The sequence below is a fragment of the Mesorhizobium neociceri genome, assembly GCF_013520985.1.
Classification (GTDB): Bacteria; Pseudomonadota; Alphaproteobacteria; order Rhizobiales; family Rhizobiaceae; genus Mesorhizobium; species Mesorhizobium neociceri.
In genome coordinates, this window is record NZ_JACDTY010000023.1 from 65439 (window position 1) to 90255 (window position 24817).

The 24817-nt window shown below is 58.8% G+C and carries 20 protein-coding genes and 3 pseudogenes; 9 read left to right on the top strand and 14 right to left on the bottom strand.

Features of this window, described 5'->3' with window-relative positions:
- Positions 1 to 95: 95 nt before the first annotated feature.
- The 3 genes from H0241_RS30145 to H0241_RS30155 are packed head-to-tail and all read right to left on the bottom strand — an operon-like array spanning position 96 to position 4025.
- A complete protein-coding gene (locus H0241_RS30145; RefSeq protein WP_181061406.1) occupies positions 96 to 1679 on the bottom strand; it encodes a glycoside hydrolase in 1584 nt (527 codons plus the stop codon).
- 53 nt (positions 1680 to 1732) lie between these two features.
- On the bottom strand, positions 1733 to 2863 hold the full coding sequence (glf, locus tag H0241_RS30150; RefSeq protein ID WP_181061407.1) for a UDP-galactopyranose mutase: 1131 nt from the start codon (positions 2861 to 2863) through the stop codon (positions 1733 to 1735).
- A complete protein-coding gene (locus tag H0241_RS30155; protein WP_181061408.1) occupies positions 2856 to 4025 on the bottom strand; it encodes a glycosyltransferase family protein in 1170 nt (389 codons plus the stop codon). Before H0241_RS30155 ends, glf begins: the two co-directional genes overlap by 8 nt.
- Positions 4026 to 4196: 171 nt before the next feature.
- Between H0241_RS30155 and H0241_RS30160 the strand changes: the two genes are divergently transcribed.
- Positions 4197 to 5021, top strand: coding sequence for an amidohydrolase family protein (locus H0241_RS30160; RefSeq protein ID WP_181061409.1), 825 nt, complete (start codon positions 4197 to 4199; stop codon positions 5019 to 5021).
- Positions 5021 to 6217, top strand: a complete 1197-nt coding sequence (locus H0241_RS30165) for a glycosyltransferase family 4 protein (protein WP_181061410.1) — start codon at positions 5021 to 5023, stop codon at positions 6215 to 6217. The genes H0241_RS30160 and H0241_RS30165 overlap by 1 nt, the downstream gene beginning before the upstream one ends.
- Positions 6218 to 6242: 25 nt before the next feature.
- Here H0241_RS30165 and H0241_RS30170 read toward each other — a convergent pair whose 3' ends face one another.
- Positions 6243 to 6821 (bottom strand): methyltransferase domain-containing protein, encoded by a 579-nt coding sequence (locus tag H0241_RS30170; protein ID WP_181061411.1) that lies wholly within the window; start codon positions 6819 to 6821, stop codon positions 6243 to 6245.
- 711 nt (positions 6822 to 7532) lie between these two features.
- Between H0241_RS30170 and H0241_RS30175 the strand changes: the two genes are divergently transcribed.
- Positions 7533 to 7817, top strand: a complete 285-nt coding sequence (locus H0241_RS30175; RefSeq protein ID WP_181061412.1) for a hypothetical protein — start codon at positions 7533 to 7535, stop codon at positions 7815 to 7817.
- A gap of 388 nt (positions 7818 to 8205) precedes the next feature.
- Here the strand turns inward: H0241_RS30175 and H0241_RS30180 are convergent, their stop codons facing one another.
- The 6 genes and pseudogenes from H0241_RS30180 to H0241_RS30205 form a co-directional block, all read right to left on the bottom strand.
- On the bottom strand, positions 8206 to 8364 hold the full coding sequence (locus tag H0241_RS30180; protein WP_181061413.1) for a hypothetical protein: 159 nt from the start codon (positions 8362 to 8364) through the stop codon (positions 8206 to 8208).
- A gap of 1712 nt (positions 8365 to 10076) precedes the next feature.
- Complete coding sequence (gene xth, locus H0241_RS30185; protein ID WP_181061414.1) at positions 10077 to 10862, bottom strand: exodeoxyribonuclease III; 786 nt, start codon at positions 10860 to 10862, stop codon at positions 10077 to 10079.
- A gap of 160 nt (positions 10863 to 11022) precedes the next feature.
- On the bottom strand, positions 11023 to 11136 hold the full coding sequence (locus H0241_RS30190) for a PQ-loop repeat-containing protein (RefSeq protein WP_181061431.1): 114 nt from the start codon (positions 11134 to 11136) through the stop codon (positions 11023 to 11025).
- Positions 11137 to 11219: 83 nt separating this feature from the next.
- The gene (locus tag H0241_RS30195; RefSeq protein ID WP_181061415.1) at positions 11220 to 11411 is read right to left on the bottom strand and encodes a DUF3606 domain-containing protein; all 192 of its coding nucleotides are present in this window, start codon (positions 11409 to 11411) and stop codon (positions 11220 to 11222) included.
- Positions 11412 to 11620: 209 nt separating this feature from the next.
- Positions 11621 to 13173: pseudogene (locus H0241_RS30200) on the bottom strand (FAD-dependent oxidoreductase).
- A 21-nt stretch (positions 13174 to 13194) separates the two neighbouring features.
- Positions 13195 to 13701, bottom strand: coding sequence for a YciE/YciF ferroxidase family protein (locus tag H0241_RS30205; RefSeq protein ID WP_181061416.1), 507 nt, complete (start codon positions 13699 to 13701; stop codon positions 13195 to 13197).
- A 749-nt stretch (positions 13702 to 14450) separates the two neighbouring features.
- On the opposite strand from H0241_RS30205, the gene H0241_RS30210 reads away from it, so the two are divergent.
- The 6 genes and pseudogenes from H0241_RS30210 to tnpC all read left to right on the top strand — a co-directional run bounded on the left by H0241_RS30210 (position 14451) and on the right by tnpC (position 20271).
- Entirely contained in the window at positions 14451 to 14726 is a 276-nt protein-coding gene (locus H0241_RS30210) for a hypothetical protein (protein ID WP_181061417.1), read from the top strand.
- 13 nt (positions 14727 to 14739) lie between these two features.
- Positions 14740 to 15207 (top strand): DUF6894 family protein, encoded by a 468-nt coding sequence (locus tag H0241_RS30215; RefSeq protein WP_181061418.1) that lies wholly within the window; start codon positions 14740 to 14742, stop codon positions 15205 to 15207.
- Between the two features lie 34 nt (positions 15208 to 15241).
- Entirely contained in the window at positions 15242 to 17356 is a 2115-nt protein-coding gene (katE, locus tag H0241_RS30220; protein ID WP_181061419.1) for a catalase, read from the top strand.
- A gap of 524 nt (positions 17357 to 17880) precedes the next feature.
- Entirely contained in the window at positions 17881 to 18315 is a 435-nt protein-coding gene (tnpA, locus tag H0241_RS30230) for an IS66-like element accessory protein TnpA (protein WP_181061421.1), read from the top strand.
- Positions 18312 to 18669, top strand: a pseudogene (gene tnpB / locus H0241_RS30235) (IS66 family insertion sequence element accessory protein TnpB). Before tnpA ends, tnpB begins: the two are co-directional and overlap by 4 nt.
- A gap of 69 nt (positions 18670 to 18738) precedes the next feature.
- Positions 18739 to 20271: pseudogene (gene tnpC / locus H0241_RS30240) on the top strand (IS66 family transposase).
- 58 nt (positions 20272 to 20329) lie between these two features.
- Here tnpC and H0241_RS30245 read toward each other — a convergent pair.
- From H0241_RS30245 to H0241_RS30260, 4 genes are all read right to left on the bottom strand, one after another.
- Positions 20330 to 21208, bottom strand: a complete 879-nt coding sequence (locus H0241_RS30245) for a hypothetical protein (protein WP_181061422.1) — start codon at positions 21206 to 21208, stop codon at positions 20330 to 20332.
- A complete protein-coding gene (locus tag H0241_RS30250) occupies positions 21205 to 21600 on the bottom strand; it encodes a phage holin family protein (protein WP_181061423.1) in 396 nt (131 codons plus the stop codon). The genes H0241_RS30245 and H0241_RS30250 overlap by 4 nt, the downstream gene beginning before the upstream one ends.
- Positions 21597 to 22145, bottom strand: a complete 549-nt coding sequence (locus tag H0241_RS30255) for a hypothetical protein (RefSeq protein ID WP_181061424.1) — start codon at positions 22143 to 22145, stop codon at positions 21597 to 21599. Before H0241_RS30255 ends, H0241_RS30250 begins: the two co-directional genes overlap by 4 nt.
- Before the next feature lie 679 nt (positions 22146 to 22824).
- Positions 22825 to 24105: an Nramp family divalent metal transporter gene (locus tag H0241_RS30260; RefSeq protein WP_181061425.1), complete on the bottom strand. Its 1281-nt coding sequence runs from the start codon at positions 24103 to 24105 to the stop codon at positions 22825 to 22827.
- Positions 24106 to 24817: the final 712 nt, after the last annotated feature.

Genomic DNA, 24817 nt, shown 5'->3' on the forward strand with positions numbered 1-24817 from the left:
CTGCCCTTACCCAACGACCGAGCGCTTGGCTTCGTCGAGAGGTTTATGGTGCCGCCAGAACAATGCCGTCTTGCGCCGAATTCCGTATTTCAGTTCTAACGCGTCACCGCGGCAAGATGTTCGGCCGGGCGTTCGGTAACCCGGTATTGGTTGTCGCGATATGCCGAAACCAGCTCATAGTCGCCGGCAAGGCCGTCGATCACCAGGTCGAGGAATGCATTGCAAGCGGCAACCCGGTCAATATAATCAGGCACTGCGAGCGAAAAGGTCCCACCCTCGGCATAGCTGGCAGACAAGACAGACCGTGAGCCGCGTCGGCTCCAGCGCACGCTTAGCTCAGCCCACGAGTCCGCCGACCCTGTTTGCTGGGGCGCTGCTTTCGCTGGAAGTCCGCGGCGGCTGCAACAGTCTCCCAGGATCGACAGCCGCAGGTCAAATCCTCGCAGCAGGATCGTCGGCGATTTCCCCAGCCTCTTTCGCGGAGCTCGCCACCAGCCGGTCTGTGCAAGCACGGGATGGCAGAACGATTGCGTGTTCACCAGAGCCGAAATGGCGTCCGCGAGAACAGTTCTGCGCGGAGGATCAACCCTCGCGTCAAACACCCCGCATTCGTAGTACCCATCCTCGCGCATCATCATGGAATTCCAGTCTACGGCACCGAACAACGACCAGGCAGTGACGGCGCGTACGTCGATACCATCAGCCGAGCATTCGCAGGCAGCCCGCCATCCCTCCATGAACCACCGCAGCTGTTCCTCACGGGTGCAGGCATTGTGCACTTCTCCGATTACCACCGGCAGAGCGTAGCGCCGCCACACCTCACGCAGACGCGTGGCAAATCCGAGTTCGCGGGCCGGCACGCCGGCGCGGCAAGCGGCGATGTCGACGTATCGATCGATGCCGTTGCCGCCGACCGGTTCTCGATGATGCCGTTCGACGCGATGATCGAGAAACCGGTCGCTGGTGAGGTAGTAATCAACGCCGATCAGATCCGGAGGGCAGGGCGCGGCCTCCAACTCTGCCAGGTGGGCGTGATCGACACCAGCGCCGAGGAGGCGTCCATGGAACGGATGGCATGGACCGACACGCCCACAAAGCAGATCCAGCGATAGCCATCGCCGGCCATTCTCGTACTCCGCTTGGTATGCAAGCTCCGGCGTCGCAAAAATCTTTCCGAAATCCTCGGTCTGCAGAAGGCGAGCTTCGGGGATGATCTTGCGGATGGCCGACATTGTCTTGGCGATCGCGCGGCATTGGGCGACCAGAAGCCGGACGCAACTTGGCTCGTCCGCGCGGTGCGGGTGCCAAAATCCATAGAGACCGCTGAGGCGCGCTGTCGTCATCGGTTCGTTAATCGGCGTGAAAGTCCTTATCCATTGGTATCGACGTGCGAGCCGACCGGCAAACGCCGCGAGACGATCGGCAAAATCGGGCGCGAGAATGGACGTCCAGGATGGCCCGCTCCCATGATGGACAAGGGCTGCCATTGGGCTGATGCCGAGTTGGCGCATACGTTCGAACCGCTCGTCCAGCCAGCTCCAGTCATCCTTGCCCTCCACCGCCTCCACGTGCTCCCACAACGCCGGATATCGAAGCGTTTTGATGCCGATGGAAGCGACGAGATCCAAATCCTCGATGCGTTTTGAATGACCGGTTTCTAGGAGCTGATCGCGGATCATACTGCCCACCCGAACCACGCTGCATTCAACGCCGCCCCAGACCTCCACCATGACTACCCCGCCGCCCCCCTGGCAAGCGATAGCGCCGGCGCGCCCGTCTTCTGAATGCGATTGAACGCGGCCAGAGCCTGACCAATCACCTGGTCCATATTGTAGTACCGGTAGGTTGCCAGCCGACCGACGAAAATCGCATCGGTTTGCTGAGCAGCGAGTGCCTCGTATCGCTTATAAAGCACTTCATTCTCCGCCCGGGGCACTGGATAATATGGATCGCCGTCATCCGTCGGATATTCGTAGGTCAGACTGGTTTGAGGATGCTGTTGCCCCGTCAAATGCTTGTACTCCGTGACCCTGGTGAAAGCCTCGGTCTGCGGATAGTTGACGACGGCCACGGGTTGGACCCGTGGCCTGTCGAGCGTGACGTGCTCGAAGCGCAGAGAGCGGTACGGCAACTTTCCCAGCCTGAAGTCGAAAAATTCATCGATTGGGCCGGTAAAGATGAGACGCCGATAGGGGATGACCTTTCGAATTTCGCGGTAGTCCGTCTGCAGCATGACCTTGATCTTCGGATGAGCCAGCATCCGGTGAAACATGCGTGTGTAGCCGCCCGCGGGCATGCACTGAAACGTGTCGGTGAAATACCTGTCATCGCGATTGGTTCGTGTTGGCACCCGCGCTGTCACCGATTTGCTCAGCTGCGAGGGGTCGACCCCCCACTGTTTTCTCGTGTAGCCTTGGAAGAACTTCTCGTAGAGTTCGCGTCCCACTGTGCCCACGACCACGTCCTCGGCGGTGCGGATCTCTTCCACGCTCTCTCTGCGTTCGACCAGAAACTGCTCCATTTGCTTGGAGGTGAGGTCGAGGCCATAGAGACGATTGATCGTATCGAGGTTGATTGGGATTGGCACAAGCTTACCGTCTACTTTGGCGAGGACACGGTGCTCATAAGGACGCCACGTTGTGAACTGGGACAGGTAGGCGACGATGGCTTCAGCATTGGTGTGAAAGATGTGCGGCCCATAGCGATGCACAAGAATGCCGGCTTCATCGTACCAATCGAAAGCGTTGCCGCCGATGTGACTGCGACGGTCGATGACCAGCACCGTCTCTCCGCGCTGACTGGCAAGGCGCTCTGCCAAAACGCTTCCGGCGAAGCCCGCGCCGACGACAAGCCAATCAAACATGGTCGACCAACCGTCTTAATGTGGGAAGACGCAAAACCTTTGCGGACTTGAGCAAATCTTGCATGGCGCTCCAGGTCGCGTCCCAAGACATTCCCGAGAGGAACGCGTCGACCTTGGCCATTTCACCGCAACCTTTGCGCAGAGCGGTTGTGAGGGCGGCTGGCATCGATCCTGCGTCAGCAATCTCGACCAGTCCGCGACTGCCGTAGGTCTGCACCACATCGACGATGGCAGTCGAGACCACGGGCAGTCCGCCGGCTAGGAACTCAGGCGTCTTCGTCGGACTGATGTACCGTGTGGCGTCGTTCAAGGCGAAAGGCATCCACCCTACGTCCCAACCGGCCATGTAGCTCGGCAATTCGGCATACCGCTTGGCGCCCAACCAATGGATGTTTGGCCCGGCGGGCAGCGTGGCGGGGTCGATCTTGACCACCGGCCCGATAGTGACGAACTGGACTGCAGGCATCGCTGCAGCGGTTCGAGCCATCAGGTCGATGTCGAACCGCTCGTCGATGACCCCGAAGAAACCCACGCGCGGATGGGCAATGGTTTGCTGGTCAGAGGGATCTGCTTGAAGGCGGCGGGCTTGATGGAAGTGTGCCGTGTCAATGCTGCTTGGAAACGCATGAACGGAGGGATGGTGGCTGCGCTTGGCCTCATAAAGGCTCATGCCGCCCGTAAACACGACGTCGGCCCTGCCAAAGAGCTGCTGCTCGAGCCGCTGGAGTTCGGGCGGTGCGTTCTTGAAGGCAGAAAGTTCGTCCATGCAGTCGTAGACGCAGACATCTTCCTGCAAAGCGGCGGTGAATTTGAGGGCCATGGGCGTGTAGTACCAGGCCACCAGCTGGTCGTGCTCGATGCTCGCCACCAGGCTCTCAAGAAGTATGGCCATTGCTCTGTCGATCTCAATCCTGGGCTGATGGTGCGGCAGCACCGGCGTCACAACCTCAAGGCAGGAGGCGACCGGCTTTCGGCGAAGGACAGGGGTGTCAACGGGGTCGAATACCGGTTCTTCGAAGAACACGACGGTGTAGGTGGCCGCGGCGCGCGTCATCAAATGCTGCGGGCGCTGAAAAACGAAATCCCATCGCAGGTGTGAAAAGCAAATCAGGAGGTGCCTATCGAATGGCATAAGCAAGGGGTTGGATACGGTCTGATCCATCACAACGATCCGCATTAGGGTTAGCTTATGTTGGATGAAGCTCCGTCCGCAGATCGGGTTCCACACGACGACGGAATTTTGTATTTCTCGGCCGGACATCAAACAATACCAAGATTTCTCATTACGGTTGGAACGGGCATCGCCTCCGCAAGTTGTCGGCGGGAGGCGCAAATGATTGTCGATGCACATATTCATACATCGGGCCGCGAGACGACGGGGGATGTGCTGCAGTCGCTCGATGAGGCGGGCGTGGACATCGCCTTCCTGCTGGCGCCGTTCCTGACGCCGCCTTATTCGCTTTACGACCGGGAGTCGTTGCGCGCTGGCAACCGCTACCTTTCCGACCTGATAAAAGATCACTCGGAACGGCTCGTCGGGTTCGCGGTTGTCAATCCGCTCCATCCGCAATCAGCCGGCGATCTTGAGGAGGCAGCCGCGCTTCCCGGTATTCGCGCCCTGAAGATGGTTCCGACCGGATGGTATCCATATGATGAGTGCGCCCATCGCGTGTACGCCGTCGCTGCAAGGCTCAATCTCCCCATCTTGTTCCACAGCGGGATTTTCATTGACGGTCGATCAGGGCGGTTCTGCCGGCCATCGTTCTATGAGGGGGTTCGCGATCATCCCGGCCTTCGCGTCACCTTGGCTCACCTTGGCTGGCCATGGTGCGACGAAGCCAACGCGGTTGGCGTTATCGATCGGATCAATGGCATCGACCCGGCCGAGAGCCAGTTTCGCTTCGACCTGTCGTTCGGACCACCTCCCATCTACCGCGACGAGGTCTTTCGAAAGGCAATCGACGTGATCGGCCCACGCTCGCTGCAATTCGGGAGCGACCGCTTCTTGCCTTGCAGCGGTGCTCATATTCGCGCGGCAATTGAGGAGGTCTGGGCAATTCTCGATCAGCTCGATGTCGCAGCAGATGACCGAGATGCAATCATGTCGGGGACCGCAATGGATTGGCTCAGGCTGCGTCCGTGGCAAGGAGGTAACTGATGGCCCGGACACCGCGCGTGCTGCCAGGCGGCCAAACTGATGAGCGCACGCATGTCCTTGAAGTTTTGGGTAACGCCATTGTCGGCGGCATGGAAAACTATGTCCGCAACCTGGCTGCAAACCTGCCATCGAACGAGTTTAAAGTCTCGCTCCTTTGCCCTTTTGAGAGCCCTTATACCGCGTTGCTGCGGTCCGAAGGCAGAGACGTCTATATAGCGCCGCTGCGTGACGATCCGCCTTGGAAGACAATTGAACTGATCTGCACACTCGTCCGCGAAACCGGTGTCGATCTGCTCCACGCGCACCTGATGAACGCGCATACCGTGGCGGCAATAGCCGGCCGGCTGAGCGGGACGCCGACCGTAGCCACGTTGCATGGCATGAGCTTGCATGCGCAGGAAATCAGCGTCGCGCGCACAACCGGGAGCCATACCATTGTGGTGTGCCGCGAAGCCTGGTCACAGGCACTTGCGGTGGGATTGGCGCCAGAGCTTGTAAGCCTCGTTCCCAACGGAGTCGACCTCGCAAAGTTTCATCCGATGTCCGCCGAACCCGCAGAATTCCGCCAAACGATCAACGTCGCGCCTACCGACATATTGGTTGGGTTCGTCGGCAGGCTGGCTTGGGAAAAAGGCCCCGACAAGTTCATCAAGGCCGCCGAATTCATATTGCAAAGGCGACCCGACGTGCATTTCGCAATGGTTGGGACCGGGTTAATGGAAAAGGACCTGGCAGCCACAGTGCGACGCGCCGGGCTGGAGTCTCGCATTCATATGGTCGGGCTTGCGCGCGAACCACATCGGATTTATCCGGCACTTGACTTGCTGTTGCATACGTCCCGCGCAGACGCGATGCCGCTCACCATCTTGGAGGCCATGGCATCGGGCGTGCCAGTCGTGGCGATCGGCATCGGCGGAGTACCGGAAATCGTCGCAACAGGCGAAACCGGTGTTCTCGTGGGCACCACCGAGTGGCCCGGTATCGTGTCGGAATATCCCGGAGACTGGGAGGGCGTCGCCTTGGCGGCAATCTCACTGTTATCCAACCCAGCAAGGCTGAAGTCGATGTCCGGGGCGAGCGTGAGGCGGGCGCAAGCCAGCTTCGATATCCAACAGTCGGCGACCATGACGAGTCATATCTTCCGGCAGTTGCTCGGAGCTCGTGCGGATAAGGCTCGCCTCCACTCAGTTCCCTGAGTTGGAGAGCGGGACGTGCAGAACATCAGGATTTGGTGGCCCTGATTCCGGTTATGACAGGGTACAGGGGATCAACGACGTCTAGGCTTGCCCGATCGATCTCTTCGAAAGCGAGACCCTGAAGGAAGGCTGTGGCGGCGAGCACGTTGCCGAATTGATGTACCTCTACTGCGGAGGAGCCAAACCGTTCTTCGAACAGGCGTTGTGCCGCAGTCTGGGTCATCGCCCAGAACCATTTTTCTGGTCCGTCATGGGCGTCGATTGACGTAATACCTGGTACCGTCGCCAGCACGACGCCACCTGGCGCCAAGGCGCGATGGATCGTGGCAAGGGCACCCCGCACCTCGTAGATCATATGCAGCGTCTGAGTTACGATGATGCAGTCAAAGCAACCGCCCTCCACGGCATCTTCGTTCTGCAGATCGATGCGCATTGTGGCGTGTGGATTGGGGCTCTCCGGCGAGTCGATGATGTCGGAACGCACGACACGGTCGAGGCCAAAGCGGAGCGTGTAGACATTGTCGCCTATTTCCGCGACACGCCCCTGAATGTCGTTTGCATGACGCTCCAGGAAACTCTCGATATAGTAACGGTCGAGCGGCATGCCGCGATCGCCGCCAAATCTCCGGCTCAGGGGCTCGACCTCCCCAAGGTCCCCAAAGACGACCGTACCTGGCATTGGGACTGATCGCATGTGATTCAAACCTTGGGACCGCAGCGCGGTGAGGGTCTCAGTGAAGTGTCATCGGGCCGCTGGCGGGTGCATCTATCGTTGCCATGTCTTGTCTTGAAACGGGGCGCCGCCTTAGCAGATTTCTGCACACCATGAGAGCAAAATGATCCGCATCGGTTAGCCGTCGGCTTTCTTCCTCGCTGCCGTCGCATTTTGGCCGGTGGGGGCTGCATTCTTTGCGTCCTTCGAATGAGTTGCCAGAGCGGGACCTGCGCCGGTCGACTTACGCATGTCCCCGCTGCGCTTTTCCGGCTGTCCTTTTTTCCCCAAGAGGCTCGAAAATACCTTCCGAAAAACCCCATCATTTTCTTCTCGCTTAGAAATTCAGCCACGTCTAATACGAATTTGCAGGACGATGATTTGTTCCCTCCCTCGGTACGATTTCAATCCGCTGCCCCGATCGTTGTGACAAGCGGATCCATGGCCCAGGCCAGTCGACTTGGCCCTACTTGGCAGCCCCCGCATCGGAACCTTTCGGGGCGCTCGGTGTGTCACCGCTTTTGCGCACATCGATTTTCGACCGCGACTGGAACGTCCTGACGAGATCGACGCTTACGCTGATCTTTAGTCGAGGACGTCGGCATGGTGATGTTCACCGAAACGAAGGTTCAACAGATAGTCGAAAGCAGACTGCTCTCGACTGACGAAAAGATCGCGCAGTTGCTCAGAAGGTCACAGGAGCGGACGGGGCAATATCCTGTAGGTGAATTCGCATCGAAGCATGGTTTGTCCGAGAAGTCGGCGACGATCATTCTCAATCTTCACGGACCATCCATGCCGGCGTGCGATGCTGCCACACAGGCTTTCAAACAAGCGCTCACACAGCGGGAAGCTGGCGGGTTGGTGAACCTGCTCACCATCGACTAGGACAGCGCATGAAATTCTCCCTGAAGTTACAACAAGCAGTGCGGCCAGGCCAGCAGCCGGGGGAGGTTGCACTTCCGCGGTTTGAACTGCTCCGTCGCGGAATCACAATTCGGCGGACCTGAATTTATCTGCTGCCATTTTGCGGCCAGGCGTGAGGGTTGCATCCCTTGCTGGTCACCGCCTGTGCTAGACGAAGGCGTCGTCATAAGGCACCGTAAAAAAGAGGGAGAGCCCGCGCCTGCGGTCAAGGCTGCGCGGGCCGACGGAGACGGGAAATTCTCGGCAACGGCACGGACCGATGAGAACGCCCCGCCCGGCTCAACCTTGGACGATCCCAAAGGTTCCCACTGTCAAGAATGCACAGCCTCATAAATGAGCAAGTTCAGCGTTACGCTTTGACAAGCGCCAACCCTTGGCCTGCGCTGAGCCTCAACTCTCTTAGCCGGACCGTCTTGGCGTCTCTAGCCTGGCGTTCCGCGTCGATCATCTTGCGCGCTTCGCGGTCCGCTCTTTCAAATCTTTCCTTGTCGATGCGCCGTTTTTTCAAGGCAGCCTCCTGTTTTGCAGCTTGCTGGCAACTTCATTACCTAGACCGGGCGCCCGATCAGCATTTTCTTCACCAGCTCCTCAAGCCTAGATCCGTGTGAAATCAGCGAGCGCCAGGCGTCGCCGTTGACCTTCCGCGTAGGCCAGAGCGAAGGATTCGATCTCGAATGACCGCGTGTGCTCCTGGTCTTCCCCAACCACGCGGACATGCCATCCACCGTACCCTTCGACCAGTTCGACACACGGAACGTTCAATACGGTTTTTTCCACGGCAATCGGCCTCGTTCGCAGATGACGATAGGAATTCTAACTTCGCGAGACTCGGCCGCCATTAAGAAATGTTGGTACGGACTCGTACGCAAGCCGCTTCTGGCCTCGAAAAAAATGCTCTTAGCCATTGCGGCCGTGGCCCGAACAGGATGCGGTCGACGGCATCGTGACGCCGAGCGGTCGCATCCTGCCCGCCTTCTTGCGTGTACCGCCCCCGACACCACTCTTTTACCCGCGACCTCTCGTTTCAGGCGCCCGCGGGTTTCCAGGCCAGCAAATGGTCCGGCTCCGCCAGATGCGCGAGGACGGGGCACGAGTGTGACCGGGGATGGCGGGGGATCATCGTCATCTTTGGGGCCAGGTAATCGACTACCCCACCGCCGGTTGAGGGCGTGACGGCGTGAAGACCCCACCCGAAGAGCCCGGGCGCGCATCGGCTCTTCATCCAGAGCCTTCAGAGCACTCACTATCTGATCGAGTGCTACCACAGCGCCGTTGTCCAACCGGCGCAAAGCCGGCTGGCCTTCGACTGCGCAGGCATCAGACGCCCACGAGGCGAGAAGCGCCCGCTTCTCAGCACAGGTCATACCCCGCTGATGCACGACCTGCCAAGGACTGTCGAACAAGCATGAAAGTGCTTCCAGCTTGCTACGATTAGCGGGGCTATAGGTCATCAGTACGTTGCTGTAAGTGATCATCTCCGTTCTCCGCAATCTGAACCTCCCGGCCGAGGCCGGGAGGTGGACCGCAGTTCAAAAGTGGCCCAGGATTTGGCCTTGGCGGAAATCGAATTAGGAGGCGTCCCAAATGAGTTCAAGAGCATCTCGAAATTTTTTTGCGGCCACCCTTTAGCGTCGCATCGGCTTGGCTTCCGCGTGTTGTTTTACCAAGCGAGCTGCCGGGTCGCCGATGACGCTGGCGCCTGGCCCCGGCGTAGCCGAGTGAGCGGCATCCAATACTTTTGCCCTCGTTCTTGAGGGAAGAGCGGCGGTCGTGCGGAGCCTCTCGAAACCGCTGACATTGGGGTGGCACCTCACCCAAACTCCTCTCGCTTCTCGTTCTAGGATCGCTACCACCTCTTCACGATCGAGATGTGTAAGCATTACCGCGATGCAAGATTCCAAATATGTTAGCGAAGAGCGGCGCAGAAAGTCGCGGTTGCGCTTTGTGCCGACCGTTCAATCCGCTCGACTTCGCTCCGACGAACCTCCTTCATTCGCCTTACCTCTCAGCATTTTTTGATCCGGCCGATAGCAGGAACAGCACGACAACTTCCGACCTGCCAAGAAGTGGCATTGCCATTACGATAATTTTCTCCGTAGCGATGCCCGGCGGATCGCGGTGGCGGGTTGCGGTTGGTAAAAGTCGTACATTGAACTTTTTCCAAGCCTGCAAATTAGACGTCAATGGCGAGATATTTTTTCGACCGTTGCAGTATGCGTATCATGGACGCTCATTGATTTCGATCCACGCCGGTGCGTGATCGCTTGGCTTCTCCCATCCGCGGGTTTCCACATCGACGCCGGCACTGCGCACATGAAGCGAGAGGGATGGGCTCACGAGAAGGTGGTCCATTCGAAGACCTGAGCTTGGGTCGTATCCGCCGCGATAGGAGAAGTTCCAATAGGTATAGATGGCTTTCTCTGGATGAATGTGACGAATGGCATCGACCCAACCCTGAGCAAGCATCCGGCCATAAGCGTTCCTGCTTTCAGGGAAGTACACAGCATCGCCGATCCACCGCCTTGGCACGACCGCATCGAGCGGGGTCGGAACCACATTGTAATCACCGCAAAGGACGGTTGGCCTACCGCCTTTAAGTAACGACCGGCCGTAGCTAATCAGCCTTTCAAACCAGCCGAGCTTATAGCCGAATTTGGGGCCCGGCGCTGGATTGCCATTGGGCAGATAAAGACAGCCAATCACAAGCCCGTTTACACCGGCCTCGATGTAGCGGCTGTGCGTGTCGTCGGGATCGCCAGGCAAACCGCGCCGTCGTTCTACGGGTTCTGTCCCACGGGCGAGGATTGCAACGCCGTTGTAGGACCTCTGGCCGTGCCAGATGGCGCCGTAGCCGGCGTTGCTGATCGCATCAAACGGAAACTTTTCGTCAGATGTTTTGAGTTCTTGAAGGCAAACGATGTCGTATTTCGTTTCATCCAGCCACCTGAGAAGCACTGGCAGCCGACCGTTGACGCCGTTTACATTGAAAGTTGCGATGCGGGTCATGCGGACCTCTTAGTGCGCGGTCGCGTTGCTGCTGGAACGGGCGCGTTAGTTGTCCGGGTCAATGTCGGCAACTGCATCCTTGTCATCGCGAAGCAGGGCCGTCGGCGTAAAGATGAAGGCTGACAGCAAGAGGCAGACGCCGTATGATTATGGGCCATTCTTACACTGGTGCGGAGATCCCGTTCATGTTTCGCGTCTGGATGATCTTCCATGCCTGCGGCGTGAAGCTGGTCATGGAGCAGGCAGTTGCGAGGTAACCTACAAGCGTGACCAGGTCGGGTCTTCAAGGAGGGCGTGCCCCGTAGGCGGCTAGCTTCCAGGCCAGGGGCACTTCGCCAGCCGCATCGGACCCCTTCCTCAGGATCGGCCTCGCAGAGCCTGTGCTTCCCTTTCCAGTGTCTCGCGGCTGTTGCCGTGCTTTGCGATGAGTTCCCTAACTTGCTGAGGAGTAATGCCGGTCTTACTGGCGAAATGTTCGACCTCATATTCATCCGCAGCCGAAACACGGTCGCGATCGCGAAAGTCTCGCTTGCTCTTATCATCAGCCATTTTCGTTCCTCCAGAGTGAAGTGCTCGACCGAAACGCCATTCGAGGCGATTTGTTTTAGCCCACTTCATTTCCAGTGTGGAACCAATTTAGAATGCTGATTTCATCCCGAATTCGTGAGGCACCGTCGACCTAGCTGCCGATATTTAGCGCTCATCGAATTTCCAGTTGTTTGGAGCGCCTGCTTCAAAGCTATCTGGCGGGTGGGAGCTTACTTCGATTTCGCAACGTCGACTGGCTGCAGCGGCAGCGTTGCGGGGCCGTTCAGAACAATCCCATCGGGGTCGAAATGGGACCCCCATGGCATGAGCAGTCCCAACACTGCTCGGTGGAATTCCAGGCAATCTCGCATCCGGCATGCGTACAGACCGCCGAGTGGAGATGGAGCCTTCCTGTCATGTCGCGACAAGCAGCAATTTTGTGCGCTCCTTTGCGCAGTATCCCACCATGACCTGGGGCAAGGTCGTCAACGAATGTGAGATTGCCGGGCAGCACGTATCCGGCAAGATTTTTGACTGTCGAGAGATTTTCTCGAACATAATTGACCAATCCCGATAAGGGCATGCGTTCCGGATCATAGACGGCCGCCCATGGGCTAGGCTGCCCAAGGACAAGGTCTTTAAGCAGCAGTCCGGAAAGGGCGCCATGCGTGATGCCTTGGCCGGAATCGCCAGTGACGACGTAGACCGACTTACTCCCCGGATTGCGCCCAATGAATGCGCAATAATCGATTTTGTCCAGGACCTGTCCGGACCAGCGGGTGACCTCTTTGCCCAAGGTGGGGACCAAACTTCGTATCCACGCTTCAATGGCCTCAAACCGAATGTCGCCATCGTCAGCTTCGCCGGATTTGTGATCGGCGCCGCCTGCGATCAGATAGTCAATCGAGCCAGGGCCGGGATTCATTCGCACATAGTGATATGGGTCGCCGGTGTCCCAAAAAAGTGCGTCGGGAAGATCGCCACGTGGCAGCGTGAAAGCCATTGCGTAGGTCCTGTATGGCGACATTTTGGTGTGCAGCTCAAATCGGTCGTTGATCGGCGAATTGCTGGCAACGACCGCCGTCGATGCCTCAATCACTCCACCGTTCTGCGTGGTCACCCGCACTCCACCTTTCGACATTTCATCGACCGAGACCACGGCGCTGTCTGCGAAGATGAGGCCGCCATTGTCGCGGATCGCGCGAGCAACGCCTCGCAGATATCTCAGCGGATGGAACGTGGCTTGGTTCGAATAGCGCAGGGCGGGTGCCTTTTCGAAGCCATTGAGCGGCACGCCAGTCACCATCTCGACTTCAGCGCCCGCTTTTCGCGCAGCCTCAAACTCCTTCCGGCGTTGGTCGCGTGCGCTTTTGGCAGAGATTCCCATCGCGGGAAACAGGAAGGCGTCAAGCCGGCGGAAATTGCAGTCGATACCGTTTTGGGCGACAATTTGTTCTATGCGCGCAACAGCCGCCTCCTGGCTCTGCTGAAAAAGGGTGGCGATCTCTTCGCCCCTTAGATTGATCAATGTGCTCAGGCCATCGTCGCAAATTGGCGCCAGATGCGCGGTGGTTCGAGACGTCATGCCACCGGCGATTGCGCCGCGATCGAGAACAATGACCTTTTGTCCACGGGTGGCGAGCTCGTAAGCGACAGAAAGCCCTGCAATCCCAGATCCGATGACGATTGTGTCACAGGTCTGCTTGCCCTCGTAGCGGGGCGCGGTGGGGTCGACTCTGACGTTCATCCACAAAGAGCGGGTCTTTTCGCGGAGGGCCTTCATGGTGCGTCCTCGAAAATGCCGTCAGCCGACAGCCTTGCGATTGACCGTCCCCTCGGCGATCGTCGTCAGCTTCTTGTCGGCGGCCTTTTCTTCGTTAAGCGTTATGGCCAAAAGCTTCGCCACCGCGCTGTTGCCAATTTCTTCGGCCCAGGCAATCAGCGTGCCATATCGGGTAATCTCGTAATGCTCGACGGCCTGAGCCGCAGTGATCAAAGCCGCGTCGAGAACCTTCTTCTCGGCAATGTCTCCGGCGATCTCCTTGGCCTCCTTGATGATCCCGTCGATTGCCGGGCAAGCGGTTCCCTTCGGAGACTCGCCGATCAATTCAAACGCCTGTTCGAGGCGCTGAACATGCTTCTGGGTTTCCCCGAGATGATTCTGCAGCGCCGCCGTCAATTCCCGGTTGGTCGCTTTGTCGATCATGTCGGGCAGGGCTTTCACGATCTGCTTCTCGGCATAAAAAATGTCCTGCAAGACATGCAGGAACAGATCATTCATCGACTTGATATCTTTTGTAAAAAGTCCCATCGGGCTCTCCTTGGCTCTGCGTTGGTCTGGGTAGTGATCTCAGTGTGATGATCAGCGTTTGGCTGCTGAAGAAAGCCGGATCGGCACGTCGCGACGCGGTCTTCCAGCGGCTGGGCTGACTTTGCCCAAGCCCAACTGATGCACGTCTGCTTCCCTTTAACGGGACCTGTTTCCTTAAGCGAACGCCAGCAACGGATTTTGCTGAGCCCCTCCCCACTGCGGGGTCTTTCGTACTGCTTGATGCTGACTGTTCCTGTTTTCGAAGTCATTTGCCGCCTCGTTTGCGACAGAGAGATTCCCTCCGGCTCGCTTCTCATGTGCTGCAATGTTCAAACAATGGTACGGCCCGCGCCGCCCTTTGCACCGCCGTAGCTGAGACATAAACGGCTGGTCATTCAACCTTGCTCGCAATATAGAACTTGGGAAATGCCTGACGGTTCCACCAATTGAGCCGGCTCCATTCTCTTCAACATTGTCAGCGACGAAGCGAGATTCAACGAGCGTGGCGGCACGGTTGCAACATTCCGAGTGCGACGTGCCCAGGACTGCTGACAGCAACTTCACGGGATTCGGGATTGCATGGCGGCTCTGGAACCTCGTGTCGTGTGGAAAGTTGTCCCCGAAGGAGATTCCAGCCATGGTGCGTCCAGATAACAGACCGGTTCCGCCGAGCACTGGATGGCCGCCACCAGGGACTCCAAGGACGATCATCTACCCCACCTTCGGACGTATGTGACGGAGATAGATCCATGAACGTCGCCAACCTTCAGCTCGAGGGGCTGCTGATGTCGGTAGCAGCGGTCAACAACGCCTTGGTTCGTGCCTTGAAAACCGCGGAGGCCGCGTTCACCGGCGATCAGCGCCTGTTCGAGGATATGTCACCGGCCAACCGCGATGCCGTGTGCTTCCCTTTGCGGCTTTTGCAACTGGCGAACACAAGTCAGTTCGAAGCCGGCGTGCCGCCGTTTTTCGAGTTGGCCAAGCAGGTCGGGATCACCAAGCAGCCTTACAACGACCAGATGTGAAGGGAGCATAGGCATGGAAGTGCTGGAAATCGTCGTTGCCAACAACGTTGTGGAATTCCGCGGGCAGGGTGGTGAAAACATAATCGTTACTGTCGCGCAACAAGCGATCTTATCCCCTGAAGAGCTGATCGCAAAATCCAAGATCATGCTTTTGCACGCCGCCACATTTGGCGTCGACGAAGAGAATTCCCGCGAACGTCGGATAGCCGATGCCGGGGATGAGTATCGGCTTGAGTATCATGACAATGGGGAAATCCGTGAGGTGGGAGGCCTGGTCTTTCCCGATCTGGACGCGGTGCGCGACGAATGCAGGCGATCGGCGGAGGACCTGTGGAAAGACGCTCTGTCTCGGGGTGAAGCACCGGTGGGGTGGGCCGTCAGGGCGCGTGACCGTCGCGGTGACATCGTCGCCACGGTCGATTTTTCCGACTTGCAACTCGCCTCGGCCAATCTGCACCAGCGATCTCAATCCGGAATTTGAGCTCGTCATTCTCAAGCTTTCAAAGGAGAGAACTATGCCACGTAAGCCAGTAGCGGAAGCAAGCGCCCCGACAGCCACCGTCCATGGCTTGACCTTGGTTAGAGGCCAAGGGGGGGAATTGCATCAGCTTGCGGAGGGTGACACTGACGTCCTGACAACAGCCCAGGGCGGCCCGGTCTCAGACGACCAGAACACTCTCAAGGTCGGCGCACGCGGCCCCACCCTGATCGAGGATTCTCATTTCCGCGAGAAGATTTTTCATTTTGACCATGAACGCATTCCTGAGAGGGTTGTTCATGCGCGTGGCTACGGCGCCCATGGCTTTTTTGAAACCTACGAGTCGTTCGCAAAATATACACGCGCCGACATCTTCCAGCGAGCCGGGGAAAAAACGCCGGCATTCGTCCGGTTCTCGACGGTGGCTGGCAGCAAGGGGTCGTTCGACCTCGCCCGTGACGTGCGCGGGTTTGCCGTGAAGCTTTACACCAAAGAGGGCAATTGGGACATCGTCGGAAACAATATCCCGGTGTTCTTCATCCAGGACGCGATCAAGTTTCCAGATGTGATCCATTCGGTCAAGCCGGAGCCTGACCGTGACTTTCCGCAAGCCCAATCGGCGCACGACACATTCTGGGATTTTATCAGCCTGACGCCGGAATCGATGCACATGATCATGTGGGTGATGTCGGATCGCGCCATTCCGCGCTCTTTCCGTTTCATGCAGGGGTTCGGCGTGCACACCTTCCGGCTGGTCAATGCGGCCGATGAATCCACATTCGTGAAATTCATCTGGAAGCCCAAGCTCGGCATGCAATCAGTCGTGTGGAATGAAGCGGTCAAGATCAACGGTGCCGATCCCGACTTCCATCGCAGGGATCTCTGGAATGCCATTCAATCCGGCGATTTCCCCGAATGGGAGCTATGCCTGCAACTGTTCGACCAGGAGTTTGCTGACAATTTCGACTTCGACATCCTCGATTCGACCAAGATCATCCCTGAAGAGATCCTGCCTCCCATACCTGTCGGGCGCCTTGTTCTCGACCGCATGCCGGATAATTTCTTCGCCGAGACCGAACAAGTCGCGTTCATGACCCAAAATGTCCCGCCAGGCATTGACTTCAGCAATGATCCGTTGCTGCAGGGCCGCAATTTCTCTTACCTCGACACCCAACTGAAACGCTTGGGCAGCCCCAATTTCACTCATCTGCCGATCAACGCGCCGAAATGCCCGTTCCATCATTTCCAGCAGGACGGCCATATGGCGATGCGCAACCCGGTTGGACGGGCCAACTACCAGCCGAATTCATTCGGCGTCGGCGCGCGCGAATCCCCTGAGCGTGGCTTTCGGTCCTTCGCCGACGGCGAGGAAGGCCAAAAGCTCAGGCTGCGTCCCGAAAGTTTCGCCGATCACTACAGCCAGGCCGCACAGTTCTTCAACAGCCAGACCCCACCCGAGCAACGCCACATCGCTCAGGCCTTGACCTTTGAACTGAGCAAGGTTGAAACCCCAGCCATCCGCGAGCGGATGATCGCGCACTTGCTGAACATCGACGAGGGGCTCGCTGTCACGGTCGCCGACAAGCTTGGCATCACCGACATGCCGAAGCCGGCCGACGCCGCCGTATCGCCGCGGAGGGATCTCGAGCCCTCGCCAGCGCTGAGCATCATCGCCAACGGGCCAGAGAGTTTTGCGGGCCGCAAGGTTGGTGTCCTGATCGGCAACGGCACGGACGCCGGTCTCGTCAAAGCGTTGCAGGCTGCCATTGAGAATGAAGGGGCGGCCATGGAGGTAATCGCGGCAAAGGTGGGTGGCGCGCTGGTGAGCGATGGTACGAAAATTGTGGCTAAGCATATGATCGACGGTGGACCATCGGTGCTGTTTGACGCGGTCGCCATCCTGCTGACCGAAGAGAGTGCCAATTTGCTGGCCGGCGAGGCAGCGGCACGCGACTTTGTGGCGGATGCCTTTTCTCATTGCAAGTTCATCGGCTTCACCCCCGGCGCCGTGCCGCTTCTGAGCAAAGCCGGCGTCGAGCCTGGGGCTGACGAGGGCATGCTACCGCTCGCTGACAAGGCAAGTGCCACGGATTTCATTGAAAGTTGCCGGGGTCTGCGGCTGTGGGCGCGGGAATCAGCGGTCAAACTGTAAGGCCCGTTTTCAGACAGGATAGGAGGCGCGCGCAAAGCGGGCCTCTTTAGATCACGACCGAACAGTACCGATGATGATGCATGAATTTTCATTGTCTGGAACTAAGCATTCAGCGCCAAGCTGATTGGGGATGATGATCCGAAGAAAAACCGTTCGATCGCCAAGCCGAGTTGGCGCGCGCGGGCCCGCGCGGTTTGAATTCCCGAGAGGGACCAATGAGAACTCGTGGCATCAATTTCCCGACGCTGGATCTCAACAATCGCCCTGACACTTCGAAGGCTGACTCCGCATCGATAAGCGAGTTGACTCGCAAGAAGCTATTCGCCGATGCGAAGGCCCTCGGGAAGCATGAGTGAGATCGATGAGGAAGGGTTTGCCTGAACCGCGAGCGATCTCTCTGCGACTGCATAAGATTCGCTGCTCAAAAAGCCAGTCAGAGCGTAAGCGGTGTTTCCGGACCACCTTTCGGGAGTGGTCGCGATCTGTGAGGTTGCCGGTTCTGCATTGGAATCGGAGATCGGCTTGTGTCTGGACTTGACCTTACGCTTGACCCGGAGCGGCAGCCTCGACGTTTCGAGGTGATCAACGGTGCCGGCGGTCGGCGTCGGTGGTCTGTGGATGACAAGGCGCGGATCATCGCGGAGACGCTGGAGCCGAACGCGATCATTTCCGAGGTCGCCCGCCGTTATGGTCTCAGGCCGCAGCAGGTCTTCGCCTGGCGCCGCGAAGCGCGCAAACAGGTCGCTTCGGTGCAGCAAGATTCTCCTGCCTTTGTGCCGGCGGTTGTGGCGGCGGCGGAACCTGTAGCCAGCCGTTCACCGAAGCAGCGGAAACGGCAAGCCACCCGAGATGCCGGCATGATCGAGCTTGAGATCGACGGCATCGCGATGCGCGTCGGCCGGGGCGTCGATACCAAGACGGTGACCGCAGTGATCCGCGCGCTGAAGGCGACGTCGTGATCGGGCCGACGGGTGCGGTCAAGGTCATGGTGGCGACGAAGCCCGTCGACTTCCGCAAGGGTGCGGAGGGATTGGCGGCGCTGGTGCGAGAGACAATGGGGGTCCGATCCGTTCAGCGGGGCCGTCTATGTCTTCCGGGCGAAGCGGACTGACCGGATCAAGCTGATCTTCTGGGATGGCACCGGCGTTTGCCTCTATGCCAAGCGTTTGGAGGATGGGGAGTTCCGCTGGCCGAAAGTGCATGACGGCATGATGCGGCTGACGGCCGCGCAGCTCTCGGCGCTACTCGAAGGTCTCGACTGGCGGCGAGTCCACGAGGCGCGCCGGACCCGCGTTCCAGCCCAGGCGGGCTGACCCGCGACGAAGTGAATCAGCCTGGATTCCGCTGTCGCGGGCTGTCGGCGAATATGGTCTGATCCGCTCATGGCGATGACGGCTGACCAGCTTCCCGACGATCCGGACGCGCTGAAGGCGGTGGTCCTGGCGCGCGACGTCGAGAATGCCCGTCTGATTCAGATCATCAAGGAATTGCAGCGTCACCGCTTCGGCCGGCGTGCCGAGACGCTTCCCGAGGATCAGTTGCTGCTGGGGCTCGAAGAGGCCGAGCAGATCGAGGCCGCCGACGAGGAAGAGAACGAACAAGCATCTCCCGCAGAGCGTCTGGAGCGCGCCAGGAAGCGCCGGACGAACCGCGGCGCGTTGCCATCCCATCTGCCGCGGGTGGAAATGGTCGTCGACATCGAGGATCATGCCTGTCCGGGTTGCAGCAATGGCCTGCATCGGATCGGCGAGGACGTGAGCGAGCGGCTCGATATCGGTACCAGTGCAGCTGCGTGTGATCGTCGTGCGCCGGCCCAAATATGCCTGCCGCGCCTGTGAGGACGTCGTGGTTCAGGCTCCCGCGCCGGCCCGGCTGATCGAGGGTGGTCTTCCGACCGAGGCAACGTCGCCCAGGTGCTGGTCTCAAAATATGCCGATCACCTTCCGCTCTATCGTCAGGCGCAGATCTACGCCCGGCAGGGTATCAATCTCGATCGCTCCACGCTCGCGGGCTGGGTCGGCCGCGCCGCCTGGCATCTGCGTCCGGTGCATGAGCGGCTGCTTGGCAAGCTGAAGTCCTCGCCAAAACTGTTCGCCGACGAGACGACCGCGCCGGTGCTCGATCCGGGCCGCGGCAAGACGAAGACAGGCCAACTCTGGGCCTATGCCCGCGATGACCGACCATGGGAGGGGAGCGACCCGCCGGGCGTCGCCTATGTCTATGCGCCGGACCGAAAGGCCGAGCGTCCGATCGCTCATCTCGCAGGCTTCACCGGAATCCTGCAGGTCGACGGCTATGGCGGCTATCGCGTGCTGGCCGACAAAAGCGGCGTCACGCTCGCCTTCTGCTGGGCGCATGTCCGCCGGCGCTTCTATGAACTGGCAGCAGCTGGTCCCGCGCCGATTGCCAGCGAGGCGCTGAGACGGATCGCCGAGCTCTACAAGATCGAGGACGCCATCCGCGGCCGATCGGCCAACGAGCGCCGTGCTGCCCGCCAGGAAAAGAGTGCTTCAATCATCGCGGCACTCGACCCATGGCTGCGTGAGAAGCTCGGCCTGATCAGTCAAAAGACCAAGCTCGCAGAGGCAATCCGTTACACGCTCTCACGCTGGGAAGGGCTCTCGCGCTTCCTTGACGACGGCCGCATCGAGATCGACAGCAACGTGGTCGAACGCTCAATCCGTCCGATCGCGCTCAACCGCAAGAACGCCCTCTTTGCAGGCTCCGACGGCGGTGCCGAGCACTGGGCAGTCATCGCCTCGCTGATCGAAACCTGCAAGCTCAATGGTGTCGAACCGCTCGGCTATCTCGCCGATGTCCTCACCAGGATCGTCAACGGCCACCCCAACAGCCAGATCGACGATCTCCTGCCTTGGGTCTACATCAACAAGCTCGAGCTCAAGGCCGTGGCCTGAGAACACCGCTTACGTCAGAGCGAGGCCGACATCTAATCATCGCAGGCCACCCGCTGCTTCAGCTATCTGAGCCAGGCAGCTTCTCCGCCACTTCCTTCAACTTCCCCCGGACGGACTTCTCAGTCTTCGATGCGGTCGCTTGCACGACCTGCTCGACTTGGTCGACCAACGCGCCACCATCACCGGTCAGGCCCTGCTTGTCAGCTTCATCTTTGACTGTCTGATAGGCTTGTGCCGCGACATCCTTGGCACGTTCCATGCCTTGTTCAAGGATCTCGCTCGCCTGATCGCGAATCTTGTCACTCAGTTGGCCTACTTGCTCATCTTCAAAGTCGGTCCGAGGTAAAAGCGCCCCTATTGCCGTACCCAAGGCCAGCCCTAGCGCGGCAAGAACAAGGGGCTCCCTCTGAAGCAAATCAGTTGCCGCCGCCGTGGCCTTGGCTGTCTGTTCCGCTGTGATGGTAGCAATCTCGCTGGCTCTGCTCGAAATGTCATCTACAGCTTCGGATGCCTTGGTAGACACGGTTTCGGCAGTCCCGCTCACCAATGACGCTGCTTTGGAGACCTCGCCTCGACCGGCGTCGCCCAGACCATGGTCGCCTAGATCTGCTACGCCATCGTAATCAGCAAAATCTCGTGGGTGATCCTGTTCATACGGCTTGAGCGTTGCAGTGGAAGTGCCTACGGCAGGGCGGGTACCTTGGCCAGCCATGAGCCATGCCAAACCGACCCCAACCAAAGCGACGGGGAGGGGGTTGGCGCCTACTTGCGCCTTCAGGGTTGTAAGAGCACCGCCATCACCCGTGAACATTCCGGAAAACTCATCAATGAGCTGACCGGGCGTCATTTTATTGCGGATGGAGTCTGCGGTGTCGGAGACCTTCGCACGCGCAACTTCGGCGTCGTCCTCTAGTTCAGCAGAGGTTTTCTCAATCATCTGACTTGATCCTTGATAACGTCCGCATCGCTTTTAAACTGTGCCGCGGTCCGGTCGGGAGTAAGTTTTGAAAGCTTCATGCTGGCGGAACCATTGCGCACCAGGAACAGGCCAAGCAGTGCGACAAGAACGCCGACGAGAAGAGATGACCAACCGGCGCCAAGGCCGGCCTGAGCGAGTGCAATGACCAAGGCCTGAAGCAGGACCAAGAGGGCGGCTACCAGACAGATTGCGCCACCTAGAACCTCAGCCGCTCCGGCTCCGGCTCTCTCTGCCTTTTCGTACAGTTCCGTTCGCAGCAGCTTGCCTTCAGTCTGAAGCAAGGTCGTCACTTGGTGGGTCAGGTCACTGACGAGCATTATTAGACTGCGTTCGTCCTGGGTCGGCGTCATGTGCTGGACTCCCAACGGGACTGACCGGATTCACCGCTGCCTTGCTCAGAACCGACTGTGCCGGAACCGGTTGCAGGTGAACCGGTAGACGGCGACGAACTTTTGACGAAACGGCCCAAAGCCAAGCCTGCAATCACAGATCCACCAACCAGCACGCCTGGGTTCTGAGCCCCGAAAGTCCTGATCTCGCTTAGGACCTCCTCGAAGGGTCTGTCTTTAAGGGAAGCCGAGAGCCGGTCCAGTCCGCCAGCTGCTTCTAGGGCGAATTTCGAGGCCCCACGCTGTTCACTGTTGGCCAAGTGCTCGCTTGCCGCCCTGATCGCGCCGCTGAAGGCAGCGATTGCACCGCTCAGGTTATTTTGAGCTGCGGCTCCTTGTGCGGCGAGCGCTTCTTTGCCTTCGGAGACGACATCCTTTGTCTTCTCAGCGAGTTGGTCCTTCGCCGAGCTGACCGCTTCGCTTAGCTTTTTACCGCCCTTGGAAATGTTGGACTGAGGATCCGAAAAGTCGGTGGTTGGGTGGTTTTTGCCCCGGTCGTCTTGCATATCAACGTTCTCCAATTGGTCGCGGTTGGTCGCGGTCAGGCCCTAATGCAGGCCGAAAAACGAAAGGATCGCCAGCACGACGACAACCAGGCCGATAAGATAAATGACGCTGTTCATGGTGAGTGTTCCTCCAGTTTGCGAAACTTGCCAATCGGCCGTCGGTTCCGTGACAAATTAAAATCTCTGGCGGTTGGAATCGGACCGTCAGATGGCAGCGAAGGCTTGGGGATCACGAGGTAGGAGCGCGCGCCTCAAAATGCTTATCGGACAGCATCATCGAGGTGCGAAACAAGCTGCACGACGGTGTATCCGAGAGGCAGGCAGGAGCGACTATTCGGCCGGTCTGCCCGGCTCCCAGTAGTGAACTGAAGGACATGATTTTCCGCAAATGCCATAGCTCATTCGCTAGGTGTTGTGTCGGGGCGCAAAACCCATCACAACTTGCAATAGACGTGGTCTCTGTCCCTACGCTGCGGGACGACCCGACTGGCAGCAATGCAGTACACATCTGCGCCGACATCTAGGCTCCGCGAGCCGTCGCCATGTTCGTTGCCGGTATCATCCGGCCCCAATATGGTCATTTCGAAACATTCAGGCCGACTAAGGTGGCGATTGGAAACCAGTACCCGGCCGCGGGTAGATCGCGCCATCATCCGTATTGTCACCCCTGCGTCCTATTTCACAAGAGTTGGACGATCATCACAATCGCCGCTACCGCCATAACCACCGTCGCAGCCCATCCGACGATCCTCATCACTAAGGGGATCGTTGCCCTGCCCATGATGTCGCGCCGCGCCGTCATCAGCATCATCACCGCCATGACCGGAACGGCGACCACGCCATTGACCACCGCGCTCCAATAGAGCGCCTTGATCGGATTGATGGGCGTGAAGTTCAAACAGGCGCCAAGAAGCGTTGCGACCGCGATGGTCACATAGAAGGCCTTGGCCTCAAGCGGCTTCCGGTCGAGGCCGGTTGGCCATTTGCGCGCTTCGCCCATGGCATACCCCGCAGACCCTGCCAACACCGGGATTGCCAGCAGGCCGGTCCCGATCACGCCAAGTGCAAAAATCTCAGACGCAAAGGCGCCTGCCACGGGCTTCAGCGCCTCGGCGGCCTGACTGGTCGATTGGATGTCGGTGACGCCGCTCGCATGCAGCGTCGCCCCAGCGGTAATCATGATCGCCAGGGCCACGAGATTGGAGAACGCCATGCCGATATATGTGTCGAGCCGAATCCGCGCGATTGCGCTCTGAGCCTGCTTCGGGGCTTTTTTGAGAGGCTTCCGCTCGGGCTTGGCTTTCTGGTCTTGGACTTCCTGCGACGCCTGCCAAAAGAAAAGATAGGGGCTGATGGTGGTGCCCAGAATTCCCACCACCGACGTCCAGAAGCCCGCGTGTGTGGTGAATTTTGGGATGAAGAGGCCATGAGCGACTTCGTCCCATGGGACATGCACGACCAGCACGGTACCGAAATAGGCAAAGAGCGACAGCGTGAGCCATTTCAGCACCGAGACATAACGGCTGTATTTGAGGAATATCTGCAAGATGACGGACACTGCCCCGAACATGATGATATATGCGAGATGCGGTCCGCCAATGATCAGTTGCAGGGCGGCGCCCATGGCACCGAGGTCGGCGCCGATATTGATGATGTTGGCGACAAGGAGCAACACTACAACCGCATGAAGCAGCCAGTTCGGATAATACCGGCGCATGTTTCCGGCAATTCCGTGGCCGGTGGTTCGCCCGATCCGGGCGCTGATCTCCTGCACCACCGACATCAGCGGATAGCTGAACAGCATAGTCCATGTGAGGCCGAAGCCGAACTGCGCACCCGCCTGGGAATAGGTGGCAATGCCGCTGGGGTCGTCGTCGGATGCTCCCGTTATCACGCCAGGTCCCAAGATGCCCAGAAGCCGGGGCTTAGTTGGGCCAACAACCGGATCGCTCTTTTGCATGTTGGAAGGTTCCTCCGCTCCGAGCGGAGTAACTTGCCGCCAAGGCAAAAGCTCCATGGCGTAGAAAATATCCTATACGGGGGAGGTGGTCAGGAGATTATCTCTCGAATAGATTGGTGCGCCGGCTAATGGTTTGACCCGCCGCCAATGGCCATTCGAAACCGAAGGCCACGATAAAGAAGCCGGCAATCCGTTGCTGCCAAACCCTCGCGCGCGGCCGCGTCATAATCCAGGAACCGATGCTGCCAGCAGCCGCGGCGTAACTTCCCAACACCAACACGCCCGTCAATCTCTGGGTCGCCCCCAAACAATAATAGTTGCAGTGTTACAGAGCTTCCGTGCGGGTCCACAAACTGGGGCAGGAACGCAAGGTTTGATGGGCGTATGTGTATTGCTGGTGGCGTGCCTTCTGCTTTTCAACGTTATGACGAAGGATCACCCAAATCGATAGCCGGAACTGGGCCGTTGGTCATTCCACCTTGTCACGCAGGGGCATCGGGCCTTCGCCGGAACTTCCTCACCAAATGGACCGTCTCAGCGTCGACCGTCGCGCGGCCGAGCGCCTGTACCGTTACCCGGCCTAGTCTAGATCGTCGTCAACGTGCACGACCTCACCCTCGAATCTCATCTTGTCCCCTGGCTTGGCCTCGGCGTCGATGATCGAATAGGGGAAATTGGCGGTGGGGATATGGAGCGCCACGCGCTCCTCGAT

Bases quoted from the DNA above. Each gene is read 5' to 3' on its own strand.
- H0241_RS30165 (WP_181061410.1), top strand. From the start codon at position 5,021: ATGGCCCGGACACCGCGCGTGCTGCCAGGCGGCCAAACTGATGAGCGC.
- H0241_RS30175 (WP_181061412.1), top strand. From the start codon at position 7,533: ATGGTGATGTTCACCGAAACGAAGGTTCAACAGATAGTCGAAAGCAGA.
- H0241_RS30215 (WP_181061418.1), top strand. From the start codon at position 14,740: ATGGAAGTGCTGGAAATCGTCGTTGCCAACAACGTTGTGGAATTCCGC.
- xth (WP_181061414.1), bottom strand. From the start codon at position 10,862: ATGACCCGCATCGCAACTTTCAATGTAAACGGCGTCAACGGTCGGCTG.
- H0241_RS30260 (WP_181061425.1), bottom strand. From the start codon at position 24,105: ATGCAAAAGAGCGATCCGGTTGTTGGCCCAACTAAGCCCCGGCTTCTG.
- glf (WP_181061407.1), bottom strand. From the start codon at position 2,863: ATGTTTGATTGGCTTGTCGTCGGCGCGGGCTTCGCCGGAAGCGTTTTG.
- H0241_RS30195 (WP_181061415.1), bottom strand. From the start codon at position 11,411: ATGGCTGATGATAAGAGCAAGCGAGACTTTCGCGATCGCGACCGTGTT.
- H0241_RS30170 (WP_181061411.1), bottom strand. From the start codon at position 6,821: ATGCCGCTCGACCGTTACTATATCGAGAGTTTCCTGGAGCGTCATGCA.
- H0241_RS30245 (WP_181061422.1), bottom strand. From the start codon at position 21,208: ATGATTGAGAAAACCTCTGCTGAACTAGAGGACGACGCCGAAGTTGCG.
- H0241_RS30255 (WP_181061424.1), bottom strand. From the start codon at position 22,145: ATGCAAGACGACCGGGGCAAAAACCACCCAACCACCGACTTTTCGGAT.
- H0241_RS30205 (WP_181061416.1), bottom strand. From the start codon at position 13,701: ATGGGACTTTTTACAAAAGATATCAAGTCGATGAATGATCTGTTCCTG.
- H0241_RS30155 (WP_181061408.1), bottom strand. From the start codon at position 4,025: ATGGATCAGACCGTATCCAACCCCTTGCTTATGCCATTCGATAGGCAC.
- katE (WP_181061419.1), top strand. From the start codon at position 15,242: ATGCCACGTAAGCCAGTAGCGGAAGCAAGCGCCCCGACAGCCACCGTC.
- H0241_RS30250 (WP_181061423.1), bottom strand. From the start codon at position 21,600: ATGACGCCGACCCAGGACGAACGCAGTCTAATAATGCTCGTCAGTGAC.
- H0241_RS30210 (WP_181061417.1), top strand. From the start codon at position 14,451: ATGAACGTCGCCAACCTTCAGCTCGAGGGGCTGCTGATGTCGGTAGCA.
- H0241_RS30160 (WP_181061409.1), top strand. From the start codon at position 4,197: ATGATTGTCGATGCACATATTCATACATCGGGCCGCGAGACGACGGGG.
- H0241_RS30145 (WP_181061406.1), bottom strand. From the start codon at position 1,679: ATGATCCGCGATCAGCTCCTAGAAACCGGTCATTCAAAACGCATCGAG.